Source organism: Peribacillus sp. NPDC097224, from assembly GCF_044761985.1.
Taxonomy (GTDB): Bacteria; Bacillota; Bacilli; order Bacillales; family DSM-1321; genus Peribacillus.
In genome coordinates this window covers 1-13,072 of record NZ_JBIWDK010000005.1, presented here as the reverse complement: position 1 = coordinate 13,072, position 13,072 = coordinate 1, and the positions used below count along the sequence as shown (strand labels likewise).

The following is a 13,072-nucleotide window of genomic DNA, read 5'->3' as shown; positions in this document are numbered from 1 at the left end:
AAATGTACGATAGCCCTAGATAACGGATTGGAGAGAAGTAAATAGAAAGTTACTGGTTGATTACCATCTCTTAATTCCCTATTTTGTGAATTTTTTCTAACAAACGCTAAAGGATTGACAGAATGATTGTTTCTTCCTGGTAAAAGCTTTATACTATGTTAATGTGGATATATCACACTTAAAAGCAAATATTTACACGTGAATGAAATAGGTAAGTGAACAAAAAACCTGGTTAGCATGCGGGTCTGGAAATAGTTAGGACGTTAAATAAACTAACTATTTTGAAAGGAGATTAACATGAACGAGAAACAAAGATTAGAATTACAACAAGTACAGAATGAAAATCCAGCGGACAAAAAATCCGAAAAGGATTACAGTAAGTACTTTCAGGCAGTTTATATACCGCCTTCCTTGAAGGATGCTAAAAAACGAGGAAAAGAAAATGTAGAATATCATGATGACTTTGCTATTCCTGAACAATTCCGAGGAATGGGAGAAGGTAAGAAATTTCTTATTCGTACATACGGTTGCCAAATGAATGAGCACGATACTGAAGTCATGGCGGGTATCTTTACGGCACTCGGATATCAACCGACCACTACAGTCGACGATGCGAATGTCATTTTACTGAACACTTGCGCAATAAGGGAAAATGCGGAGAACAAAGTATTCGGGGAACTAGGGCATTTAAAATCACTTAAATTGGAAAAACCAGATTTACTGTTGGGCGTTTGCGGCTGTATGTCCCAGGAAGAATCGGTCGTTAAAAGAATCCTTGAGAAACATCATTTTGTCGATATGATCTTTGGTACACATAATATCCACCGACTACCACAAATCCTAAATGAGGCATATCTTTCAAAAGAGATGGTCATTGAAGTTTGGTCCAAAGAAGGGGATGTGATTGAAAATCTTCCTAAAGTACGTAAAGGGAAAACAAAAGCATGGGTCAATATTATGTACGGCTGTGATAAATTCTGTACGTATTGCATCGTGCCTTTTACACGAGGAAAAGAAAGGAGTCGCCGTCCCGAAGACATCATTCAGGAGGTTCGTCATCTTGCGGCACAGGGCTACAAGGAAGTCACCCTCCTCGGTCAAAATGTGAATGCATATGGAAAAGACTTTACAGACATGGAGTATCGCCTTGGTGACTTGATGGATGAAATCCGTAAGATAGATATCCCGCGGATTCGCTTTACTACTAGTCATCCCCGTGACTTCGATGATCATTTGATTGAAGTTCTTGCTAAAGGCGGTAACTTAGTGGATCATATCCATCTTCCTGTTCAATCGGGAAGTACGGAAACGCTTAAAATCATGGCGCGTAAATACACGCGTGAACAATATTTAGAGCTTGTTAGAAAAATTAGGGAAGCAATTCCTAGTGCATCTTTAACGACGGATATTATTGTCGGTTATCCAAATGAAACGGAAGAACATTTCGAGGAAACGATGTCTTTATACCGGGAAGTTGGATTTGATGCTGCTTATACGTATATTTACTCTCCGCGAGAAGGAACGCCTGCAGCAAAAATGCAGGATAATGTCCCGATGGAAGTGAAAAAAGAGCGTCTGCAACGCTTAAATGCTCTTGTGAACGAAACATGTGCTTTGAAAATGAAAGAGTACAATGGGCAAATTGTAGAAGTTCTCGTGGAAGGTGAAAGTAAGAAAAATCCAGATGTATTAGCAGGGTATACTACGAAAAATAAGCTAGTGAACTTCAAAGGACCAAAGTCCGCGATTGGCCAAATCGTCAAGGTGAAAATCACCGACACGAAAACATGGTCATTGAATGGGGATATGGTTGAAGAAGCGACAGCAATAGAGGTGGATTAAAATGACAAAATATACAAAAGATGATATCTTAACAAAAGCGGCAGAGCTAGCTGAAATGATTGCCAGCACGGAAGAAGTGGATTTCTTTAAACGGGCTGAGGCTCATATTAATGAAAACCAAAAGATACGTGAAATGATTGCCAGTATCAAAAGCTTACAAAAACAAGCTGTGAACTTCCAACATTATGGAAAAGAAAAAGCATACGGGCAAGTTCAGGCGAAAATCGATGCCCTTGAAAAGCAGTTGGATGAGCTTCCAATCGTCCAGGAGTTCAAGCAATCCCAAGTCGATGTCAACGACCTTCTTCAAATGGTTTCTTCGCAAGTATCCAATAAGGTGACGGATTTGATAATTGAATCAACTGAAGGTGATATCCTTCGTGGTGAGACAGGATCAAAGGTACAGGCTGGTGGCGGAGGTTGTTCATAATATTTTCGGAAAGCCCTTCTGGATGCAGAAGGGCTTTTTTATGTTTCAAAAACCCTTATACAGCGCCCATTCGTGACACATATCCCAAAACTGGTGCATAAAATAACCTAGATTTAAACATTACAGCAGTTTTCAGATATTAAAAATTCTACGCACACTAGACTTTTACCACGCATAGGATGAATGGAAACTGTATGAGGAGGGTTCGCTAGCATGTCACAATATAGAGAGATAATAACTAAAGCGGTGGTGGCCAAGGGACGTAAATTCACAAAGTCCTCACACACCATTTGCCCGGCTCATCATCCTTCTAGCATTCTAGGTTGTTGGATCATCAACCATAAATACGATGCCAAGAAAGTCGGCAAAAAGGTAGAAATTCACGGTAGCTACGAAATCAACGTTTGGTATTCATATAACCATAATTCAAAGACGGAAGTTGTCACTGAAAAAGTACAATATACCGACGTGATTTCGCTAAAATACCGTGATCCAGATTGTCATGATGACCATGAAATCGTAGCACAAGCTGTCCAACAGCCGAATTGTTTAGAAGCATCCATCTCCCCATGTGGACAAAAGATCATTGTTCATGTGGAAAGAGAATTCTTTGTGGAGGTCGTTGGCGAAACGAAAATTTGCGTCGCTGTAAGCCCAGATGGCCGCTGTGAAGATGACTGGGGCTCAGATTTTGATGATGATGAGTTCGAAGATTTAGATCCGGATTTCCTTGATGAATTCGAAGATGAGTAAAATACTTTAATATAGTCAATACCGGATGACATTCCCTTCATCCGGTCTTATTTACGTTAAAAGAGGGACAGGCCAAATTAGTAGAGTATTTTATTACCCGCATAAGCTCCTCGGCGTCCTAAATCCCCTTATAAAAAGGAAAAAAACAGTATATTATGCATGTTTTCTTGTAATAGCGAATACAGGAAAGGTGCTATCCCGTATGGTATAATAAATGACATATATAAATAACAGATTATAGTTTGGAAAGGTTTTGAAAGAATGGCTGGATATACACCAATGATTCAACAATATTTAAAAATCAAGGCAGAGTATCAGGATGCCTTTTTATTTTTCCGTTTAGGGGATTTTTATGAAATGTTTTTTGAGGATGCATTGAATGCCTCACAGGAACTGGAGATTACATTAACGAGCCGGGAGGGTGGCACGGAAAATCGAATTCCCATGTGTGGCATTCCCTATCACTCGGCTCCTAATTATATTGATATTTTGATAGAAAAAGGCTTTAAGGTAGCCATTTGTGAACAGACAGAGGATCCTAAACAAGCAAAAGGGGTCGTCCGCCGGGAAGTTGTCCAGCTGATTACACCGGGAACCAAAATGGATAGTAAGGGACTTCGGGAAAAAGAAAATAATTACATTGCATCCATCACGTCCTTTACAGATGGGCCATTCGGCTTTGCTTACAACGATTTGTCGACAGGTGAAAACAAGGTCACGTTGATTGAAAGTTTTGAAGAGGTATTGAATGAGTTTGCAAACCTTGGTGCCAGCGAAGTTGTCATTGCAACGGATTTTAACGATGAATGGAAAAAGCAATTGCAGGAACGGGGTGCCGCAGCACTTTCCCTTGAGGATAACTTAGAGCAAAGTGAGTCGTTCGTTTCTTTGTTTCGACTGTTGAAAGAAGATAAGCAAGCTCAAACGACTGCGCGTTTATTGAATTATTTATACCGAACCCAAAAAAGAAGCCTAGATCACCTGCAGCCAGTATTTGCATATGAAACGTCCCATTATATGAAAATCGACTATTATAGCAAGCGTAATTTGGAGTTGACGGAAACCATCCGTTCCAAAGGAAAAAAAGGGTCGTTATTATGGCTTTTGGATGAGACGAAGACAGCGATGGGAGGCAGGATGCTTAAGCAATGGATTGATCGTCCACTCATCAATCGACTGCAAATCGAACGTAGACAAAACCTTGTGGAAATATTGAAGGATCACTACTTCGAACGTCAAGATTTGCGCGAGCGCTTGAAGGAAGTATATGATTTAGAGCGTCTTGCGGGCCGGGTGGCGTTTGGAAATGTCAATGCACGTGATTTAATCCAGTTGAAACGTTCACTCCAACAAGTACCCATCATTCGTGAAATCGTCCAATCCTTGGGCTCCAATGGCGATATAACAGCTCTCGCCGAAAAGCTGGATCCCTGTGAGGAAGTGACCGATTTACTTGAAACGGCATTAGTGGAAAATCCACCGTTATCCGTTAAGGAAGGGAACATTATCCAAGATGGTTTCCACTCGGAACTGGATACATATCGAGATGCCAGCCGAAACGGAAAAACGTGGATCACTCAGCTGGAACGGGAGGAACGGGAACGTACCGGAATACGATCATTGAAAATCGGCTATAACCGAGTATTTGGTTATTATATTGAAGTGACTCGCGCCAATTTGCATTTACTTGAAGAGGGACGGTATGAACGGAAGCAAACCTTGACCAATGCTGAAAGATATATCACACCTGAACTAAAAGAAAAGGAAGCCTTGATTTTACAAGCCGAAGAGAAAAGCATCGGTCTTGAATATGATCTGTTCCTCAGCCTCCGTGAACAGGTGAAAATCTATATCCCACGTTTACAAGAGCTTGCGAAAGGCATCAGTGAACTTGATGTTCTCCAATGCTTTGCAACAATCAGTGAAGAGCGTCATTATGTAAAGCCGGTCTTTTCTGAAAATCGTAAAATAGCCTTACAGGAAGGACGCCACCCTGTTGTCGAAAAAGTACTGCATTCTCAAGAGTATGTTCCAAATGACTGTTTTATGGATAGCGACCGTGAGCTACTTTTGATTACAGGACCTAATATGTCGGGTAAAAGTACGTATATGCGTCAGATTGCGTTGACATCCATTTTGGCCCAAATCGGTTGTTTTGTATCGGCGACCTCAGCGGAACTGCCGATTTTCGATAAAGTGTTCACTCGAATTGGTGCAGCGGATGATCTCATTTCGGGGCAAAGTACTTTCATGGTCGAGATGCTCGAAGCAAAAAATGCCATCATGAATGCTACGGAAAACAGCTTGATTTTATTCGATGAAATCGGACGAGGAACTTCCACTTACGATGGTATGGCGTTAGCGCAGGCAATCATTGAATATATTCATGGAGAAATCGGTGCAAAGACACTCTTTTCAACACATTATCATGAATTGACCGTGCTATCAGAGGAACTTCCTAAACTGAAAAATATCCACGTAAGTGCAATCGAACAGAATGGGAATGTCGTTTTCCTTCATAAAATAAAAGAGGGACCAGCCGATAAAAGTTATGGTATTCATGTTGCCAAGCTTGCCAACCTTCCAAAACAGTTAATTGACCGGGCAGCTGCCATTTTAGCGCAACTTGAAAGTGATAATGAACAAGTGACGCAAACACCTTCACAGTCAGCTGTTGTAGTAGATATAGATGTTCCTAAAGGATCTAAAGAAAAGGATGGTACGGTTGTAAATGAAGCGTCGCAACTTTCCTTTTTCGGAGAAGAAGTTCCAAGGGAAAAAACCAGTTCATCAGCTAAGGAAAAAAAAGTGCTTGATGATATCAAATCGCTCGATATCCTAGAAATGACACCACTGGATGCGATGAATATACTCTATAAATTGCATAAGAAATTGAAATGAATAATTGAAGCGAGGCGATAAAAGTGGGGAAAATCATACAGCTAGACGAGTCTTTATCGAATAAAATAGCAGCTGGCGAAGTGGTTGAACGTCCTGCCTCAGTCGTGAAGGAGCTAGTGGAGAACGCCATAGATGCCAACAGTACCATCATTGAAATTGAATTGATGGAGGCCGGACTTGGGTCCATCAGGATCATAGACAATGGAGATGGAATGACGGCCGACGATGTAGAAGCGGCGTTTAAACGTCATGCCACAAGTAAAATAAAAGATGAAAATGACTTGTTTCGGATTCGGACGCTCGGGTTCCGTGGTGAAGCCATGCCAAGTATCGCATCAGTTTCCCATTTTGAAATGAAAAGCAGCACGGGAGAGGGGCCAGGAACCCGAATTCTGCTTGAAGGGGGGATCATTCGTGAATTGGAGGCTTCATCAAGCCGAAAAGGGACGGACATCACGGTCTCCGAGCTTTTCTATAATACACCGGCACGATTGAAGTATTTAAAAACGATTCATACGGAGCTAGGAAACATTACGGATGTCACGAACAGGCTGGCTTTGTCACACCCTGACGTTTCGATACGCCTTACGCATAATGAGAAGCGTATTTTGCATACAAATGGTAATGGAGATGTCCGGCAAGTACTGGCCGCAATCTACGGAATGAATATCGCCAAAAAGATGATTCCGATAGAGACGAGGTCTTTGGACTTCACTATAACCGGATATATCGTAATGCCCGAGGTCACCCGTGCCTCCAGAAATTACATTTCGACGATGATTAACGGTAGATTTATAAAAAACTATGTTCTTGTTAAGGCAATCCTGGAGGGATACCACACACTCCTTCCTATTGGACGTTTCCCAATTGCTTTGTTGAATATTGAAATGGATCCAATCTTGGTCGATGTTAATGTACATCCGTCCAAATTAGAGGTGCGACTTAGTAAGGAACAAGAGTTATATGCCTTAGTATCGGAAACGATTAAATCAGCTTTCAAGAAACTTTCCTTGATTCCAAGCGGTTTCACGCCGTCACAAAAGAAAGAGGAGCCTAAAAGCGAGCAGACGTCTCTCAGCTTAGACCATGTCGTAGAAAGAGGAAGGCAAGTTCTTGAAGAAGCAAAAAAAGAAGCATCCCTACTAAAGAATACCTTGATACGAGAAAAACAACAGCAAGAAGTTCCAGTGGAATCTATCGATGATAACCAGGATATTGATACCATGCATGAATTAATATATAGCAGTGAAGATGGAATGCAAATGGGAGAGGCCTCTATCCCTGTCATACTTCCAGAAGAAAAAAGGTCCTTGTTCCAATCCGCTGAAGGGTATACAACATATACAGTCGAAGAGGATGAGGAAGAAATAGAGGAGGAAGATGCTTCAAGCCGCATACCTCCTATGTATCCAATTGGACAAATGCATGGCACCTATATTTTCGCCCAAAACGAAAAAGGTTTGTATATCATCGATCAGCATGCTGCACAGGAACGGATTAAATATGAATATTTCAAAGAAAAGGTTGGTCGTGTCGAAAATGAGCTACAGGATATGCTCGTTCCGATCACGTTAGAATTTTCGACCGATCAATCAATTCGAATCAATGAATACAAGGATGAGCTAGAAAAGGTCGGCGTCTTTTTAGAGGAATTCGGTTACAATTCCTTTATCGTCCGGTCCCATCCACAATGGTTCCCTAAAGGAATTGAACAGGAAATCCTTGAAGACATGATTGAACAATTATTGTCGATGAAAAAGGTGGACATAAAAAAACTGCGTGAAGCGGCGGCCATCATGATGAGCTGCAAAGCCTCCATTAAAGCCAACCGCCACCTCCGTAACGATGAAATACAAGCCCTTCTTGATGAATTAAGGCGAACAACCGATCCATTCACCTGTCCGCATGGAAGACCCATCATCATCTCCTATTCAATTTACGAAATGGAAAAGATGTTTAAAAGGGTGATGTGAAAATGAAAAGAGAACCCCTTGTTATTAAGGGGTTCTCTTTGGGATAGGTACCAACATAATACGTAATATGTATGCTAAGGGAGGAGTTTCTTTGCATTTTGAACCGATTGATGTAACGAAGCATAGAACATTCATTATTCGATTTCGTAGGGACTCTTTCATCATAAGCTTTGGTTCTGATAAGGATCTTGGAAACGTAGAGGAATATCTGGATTGGGTAAAAATAAAATCGAACCGATATCCAGGTGGATTTGTCTTGGTTATGGAAGATAATGTGCCCATCGGTCAACTTGAACTTACAATTAAAGAATATCAGGGTAGTAAAGTAGGCTACGTAAATCTTTATTATCTCATTCCTGAAAAACGTAGAATGGGGTTAGGGAAGGAACTTCACCGATATGCTCTTCATTTCTTTAAAAAATATGGGGTAAAGGAATATCATCTACGCGTTTCTCCTACTAATAGAAACGCATTGTCTTTTTATCGTAAAAATGGAATGCAGGAAGTAGGGTTTGAATTAGAGGGAAAAGTGATAAGAATGAAAGGGAACGTGTAAGTTAAAAAATATACCTCCAGGGTAAGTTCATGTTTCTCAGCTAGTTCATTATTATTAAGGTAAAAGATGTAGAAAAAATCCCCTTCTCATTTTGAGAAGGGGATAGTCGAAGTCAATCTTCAAACAACTCATCCATCAAGTCATCAATTTCTTTTTTTAACTTTCTTGTTCCTTCTTTGGAGACAGTAATTGTATCACCATCGATAATCAGCATATCTCCGACCTTGGCCCCTTTTGGAAGGGAGCTTTTCGGAAAATTCTTCATATCGCCACCATCGATTTCCACGACAGCTATTTTACCTTCAAAGCGATCAATTATTCCTTGCTTCATTTATTTCACCGTCTTTACAGTAAGTTTCGTACCTGTAGAAGTAAAAATAATGTTTCCAGATTTGTCTGTACGATAGATTTTAGCTTTTATGGAATTCAAGCGTTTTACAACGGTAGAAGTAGGATGCCCATACCTATTTTTTCCTACACTTATTATAGCGTATTTTGGTTTTGCTTTCTTAATAAAAGCTGAACTAGAAGATGTTTTTGCCCCGTGGTGCCCAACTTTAAGGACATCCACGCTTGGTACTACCTTTTTGGCAAGCATGTCTTTTTCGGATTTTTCTTCAGCATCGCCAGTGAACAAGAACGATTTTTTATTATGTTTAAGCAATAGGACGGCACTCCAGTTATTTAAGTCTTTCTTATAGTCCTTGACTGGAGCAAGGAATTTCAATGACGTATTCTTTGCCTTCGTTGTGATTACTACCCCGGTCTTGGCTTTCTTGATTTTTAGCCCTTTCTTCTTAACCGCTTTTAAAAAGTCTTTGTAAGCTTGTGTGGTATGGGAAACTTTCGGTGCATACACAGCTTTGACTTTCAGGTTATTGATTACATAGGCCAGTCCACCGATATGATCGGCATCCGGATGCGTCGAGACAACCGCATTCAACGTTTTTACCTTTTGTTTTTTCAGATAGGCAACGACATCATCGCCTTTTCCTTTTCCACCAGCATCAATTAAAATGTTTTCATTACCGGTTTGAATCAGGATGGAATCGCCTTGGCCCACATTGATAAAGTGTACCTTCACATTGGAAGCAGCAGCTTCAGTTGACTGGATTCCAGTAAATAAAGTTAAACATAGAACAGCCACTAATATTACTTTAAGTTTTTTCATCATTATATCACCCTAGCATATCTTATCATGGTTATTAAGAGAAAAGTGAGATAATAAATATTTTAAAATAGTATTTTTTCATTCGTATAGATATTTATCTGTTATTTTATGCATGAATTAATTAAAATATACCATTAATATAAATATAAGGATAATATTTTAGTTATTTATGGGATTTTATATTATTTTATTAAAATAATACTAATAATATGGTAAAGCTGATGGATTTTGATTGTAGTATGGGCTACCGTACCATTGGTTTAGATAGTGCCATGATTGATTGGAATGATTATTCCCATTTCTGTTATAGGTTACGGGTGGGCCAATGAAAGTCGAGGGCTGAACGGGTGACACCGTTTTTTTCCATTGGTTTTCATCTATGGAATAAGTGTGGGCCATGATATCCGCTGGCGTTAATTTCAAGATATCCGATCCAAGAATGACTTCAGGGATAGGTGCATTAAAAATAGCAAGTAAATGTGTTTGGTCCATGGTAGCCACTTCATAATGCCACCAGCCTTGTGGGACGTTCGCTACTTGGCCGGGAGTAATGGGGTAGTTCTGAATGAGCTTTGTATATGGATTCAGAATGGATACTGTAGCGGCCCCGGAGATGCAATAAACTAGCTCAGCTGCATTTTGATGGTAATGAGGTTCGATGATATTATTGGCACTTAAGAATATATCGAGTAAAGAAGTATTCTCCAGGGTGTTCAACTGTGAAATGCCCAATACATTTATATAGTTCAGATTATCTTTTTTTACTAAAGTACTTTTATTTACATCGAAGGTAAATAGAGTCGAAGGTGATGCATAATCCATAGGTATCCTTCCTTTACGATAGTGTTGGTTTGAGCAGGATATGTGGTTTACCATTAGAATGTGCAAATGCCCATGATAAAGATTGTAGTTAGAAACCAAAGTCTTTCAAAATAATATTCTTATAAAATATCATTTAACTGAATTTTCCCTATTGTCTTATTTAAGAATAAGCAGAATTTTCCCATTGCATGAATAGAAATTACAGTGATATAATAATTCCTGTGTTTTTAAAGTTAAAAAGATATAGGAAGTGTCTAAATTGTCTAACAATTCGAAAGAGAGCAAATTCGTCCCGTACGTTTCTGCTTCGAAATCTTTACCCGAATTAACTGTCACTGCAATTATTCTAGGTATCATTCTTGCCATCGTTTTTGGAGCAGCTAATGCATATTTAGGTCTCCTTATTGGATTGACGGTTTCCGCATCTATACCCGCGGCGGTAATTTCAATGGCAATCCTGAGAGGGATTTTTCGACGAGATTCCATCTTAGAAAACAACATTGTGCAAACGATGACAACAGCAGGTGAGGCCATTGGGGCCGGAGCCGTTTTTACTATCCCAGCATTATTTATGTGGGGGATGGATGTTAGTCAAGCGTTAATCCTATTCATTGTTTTAACTGGTGGATTCCTTGGGGTCTTCATGATGGTCCCCCTTCGTCAGCTTTTAATAGTAAGGGAGCACGAAACATTACCTTATCCTGAGGGTACGGCATGTGCCGAGGTATTGAAATCAGGAGAAAAAGGCGGTTCTAGCGCTAAATTAATCGGAGTCGGTTTAGTAATCGGTGGTGTGGTTAAAGCGCTTGGAGATGGATTCAAGCTATTTAAAACGGAAGTGGAAACAGGCATCACTGGTTTTAAAAATGCAGTAGTCGGCCTTGATGCATTTCCTTCCCTATTGGGTGTCGGGTATATCATCGGTCCACGTGTTGCGGGTCAAATGATCGGTGGGGGTCTATTGGCTTGGGTCGTCCTTATACCGGCCATTAGCTTCTTTGGTAGTGGTAGCTCTACACCTATATTCCCGTCAGAAGTTCCTATCGGTGAACTGGACGCTTGGGGAATTTGGGATAATTATATTCGGTACATCGGAGCTGGAGCAGTTGCGACTGGGGGCTTAATCACACTGATTAAGACATTGCCCACTCTATTCAGTTCTGCTTTTGCAACGCTGAGAGGCGTGCAAGCGAATAAAGGTCAGCTTAAAGCCGGGCTAATTCGTACTGAAAAAGACATTCCTGCTAAATTCGTGTGGTTAGGGATGCTTATTGTTCTTTTGATCATTGCCTTTGCACCTGTAACGGAAGTAGGTATCATAGGCGCAGTTGCAATCGGTATTTTTGGGTTCTTATTCGTGACGGTCGCTTCAAGGATTGTTGGGATTGTCGGAAGCTCTTCATCCCCTACATCTGGGATGACCATTGCGACACTACTAATTGTAGCGCTTATTTATAAGGCAACAGGCTTCACTGGCATGGATGGCATGATAGCTGTAGTAACGGTTGCTGCAATCGTTTGTACGGCACTTGCAGTGTCAGGTGACGTTTCTCAAGATTTGAAAACAGGTTATATTGTCGGTGGTACGCCATGGAAACAACAAGTTGCGATGATGATTGGTGTCGTTGCATCTGCAGCTGTCATTGGCTTTACCTTAGTGTTAATGGATAATGCTTATACAATGGGTTCTGCAGAACTTCCTGCACCTAAAGCGGCCTTGATGAAAATTCTTGCTGAAGGTGTTCTTGGAGGAGACTTACCTTGGACCCTTATCTTCATCGGAACGGCGATTGCCATTACTCTAGAGTTCTTCGGTTTGAATTCACTTAGTGTGGCAGTTGGGATTTACTTGCCAGTTCATACGAGTGCGCCAATCATGATCGGTGGATTTGTACGTTACTTCGTTGAACGTTTTTCTAAATCTAAAGAAGCACGTAAAGCAAGAGTAGATAGAGGAACATTGTTCGCGTCCGGTTTAATCGCCGGTGAATCATTGATTGGAGTGCTTATTGCAGTCTTAATTGCAGTGGGAGTAAAAGTTCCAGCCGTAGCGGTGATAGCGAGCAACCTAATACCATTCTTACTTTTCCTTGCTTTAGCTGGAGTACTTTGGTTTGTATCTAGCAAAAGGAATAAAGAAGATGTTTCGTAAAAAGCAAAAATCAAAGAGGAACCTGTTAACTATGGTTCCTCTTTTGGAAAGTCGTGTCACCCTCGAAATGGATTCTTCTTCGGACTTAGGATTTTTGATTATCCAGAGAACTAACTTCATCGAGAGACTGACGATTCGTTTCTTGAAGCAAAGGGCATTTCGTAAAATCAAGCTAGATAAGTTTGGGAGATTTGCCATTGAACAAATGGCATATCGCAAGAATGTTCAAGCGATTTCGGAAGCGATGATTGAACACTTTGGGGAAGAAGCCGAACCGGCCTTACCACGACTTGTGAAATTTTTTGAAATCCTTGAAGTTCATGAATGGATCATTTGGGAAGAAGAAAAATAAAAAACAAGCTGAAGCATGCAAATCGTAAAATGTACCCTATAGAGTAGACACTTTAAAAAAGTCTCTCTATAGGGTACTTTTATTTGTATAAAGAAAAGATAGGATTGGAGATACATCACA

The 13,072-nt window shown here is 40.4% G+C and carries 11 protein-coding genes; 8 read left to right on the top strand and 3 right to left on the bottom strand.

Annotated features, from left to right (window positions below; translation table 11 throughout):
* The first annotated feature begins 297 nt into the window (after positions 1-297).
* The 6 genes from miaB to ACIQXR_RS11205 all read left to right on the top strand — a co-directional run bounded on the left by miaB (position 298) and on the right by ACIQXR_RS11205 (position 8,455).
* Complete coding sequence (miaB, locus tag ACIQXR_RS11230; protein WP_402868474.1) at positions 298-1,842, top strand: tRNA (N6-isopentenyl adenosine(37)-C2)-methylthiotransferase MiaB; 1,545 nt, start codon at positions 298-300, stop codon at positions 1,840-1,842.
* 1 nt (position 1,843) lies between these two features.
* On the top strand, positions 1,844-2,272 hold the full coding sequence (locus tag ACIQXR_RS11225; protein ID WP_402868476.1) for a YlbF/YmcA family competence regulator: 429 nt from the start codon (positions 1,844-1,846) through the stop codon (positions 2,270-2,272).
* A gap of 213 nt (positions 2,273-2,485) precedes the next feature.
* Entirely contained in the window at positions 2,486-3,025 is a 540-nt protein-coding gene (locus ACIQXR_RS11220; protein WP_402868478.1) for an outer spore coat protein CotE, read from the top strand.
* A gap of 261 nt (positions 3,026-3,286) precedes the next feature.
* A complete protein-coding gene (gene mutS / locus ACIQXR_RS11215) occupies positions 3,287-5,926 on the top strand; it encodes a DNA mismatch repair protein MutS (protein WP_403080006.1) in 2,640 nt (879 codons plus the stop codon).
* 23 nt (positions 5,927-5,949) lie between these two features.
* The gene (gene mutL, locus ACIQXR_RS11210; protein ID WP_402868482.1) at positions 5,950-7,899 is read left to right on the top strand and encodes a DNA mismatch repair endonuclease MutL; all 1,950 of its coding nucleotides are present in this window, start codon (positions 5,950-5,952) and stop codon (positions 7,897-7,899) included.
* A 91-nt stretch (positions 7,900-7,990) separates the two neighbouring features.
* Positions 7,991-8,455 (top strand): GNAT family N-acetyltransferase, encoded by a 465-nt coding sequence (locus ACIQXR_RS11205; RefSeq protein ID WP_402868484.1) that lies wholly within the window; start codon positions 7,991-7,993, stop codon positions 8,453-8,455.
* A 112-nt stretch (positions 8,456-8,567) separates the two neighbouring features.
* Here the strand turns inward: ACIQXR_RS11205 and ACIQXR_RS11200 are convergent, their stop codons facing one another.
* From ACIQXR_RS11200 to ACIQXR_RS11190, 3 genes are all read right to left on the bottom strand, one after another.
* Entirely contained in the window at positions 8,568-8,786 is a 219-nt protein-coding gene (locus ACIQXR_RS11200) for a DUF3006 domain-containing protein (protein ID WP_402868486.1), read from the bottom strand.
* Positions 8,787-9,626: a ComEC/Rec2 family competence protein gene (locus ACIQXR_RS11195; protein WP_402868488.1), complete on the bottom strand. Its 840-nt coding sequence runs from the start codon at positions 9,624-9,626 to the stop codon at positions 8,787-8,789.
* Between the two features lie 201 nt (positions 9,627-9,827).
* Positions 9,828-10,448: a cupin domain-containing protein gene (locus tag ACIQXR_RS11190; RefSeq protein WP_402868490.1), complete on the bottom strand. Its 621-nt coding sequence runs from the start codon at positions 10,446-10,448 to the stop codon at positions 9,828-9,830.
* A gap of 259 nt (positions 10,449-10,707) precedes the next feature.
* On the opposite strand from ACIQXR_RS11190, the gene ACIQXR_RS11185 reads away from it, so the two are divergent.
* Both ACIQXR_RS11185 and ACIQXR_RS11180 read left to right on the top strand, forming a co-directional pair.
* A complete protein-coding gene (locus ACIQXR_RS11185; RefSeq protein WP_402868492.1) occupies positions 10,708-12,600 on the top strand; it encodes an OPT family oligopeptide transporter in 1,893 nt (630 codons plus the stop codon).
* Positions 12,590-12,952, top strand: coding sequence for a PqqD family protein (locus ACIQXR_RS11180; protein ID WP_402868494.1), 363 nt, complete (start codon positions 12,590-12,592; stop codon positions 12,950-12,952). Before ACIQXR_RS11185 ends, ACIQXR_RS11180 begins: the two co-directional genes overlap by 11 nt.
* Positions 12,953-13,072 lie beyond the last annotated feature (120 nt).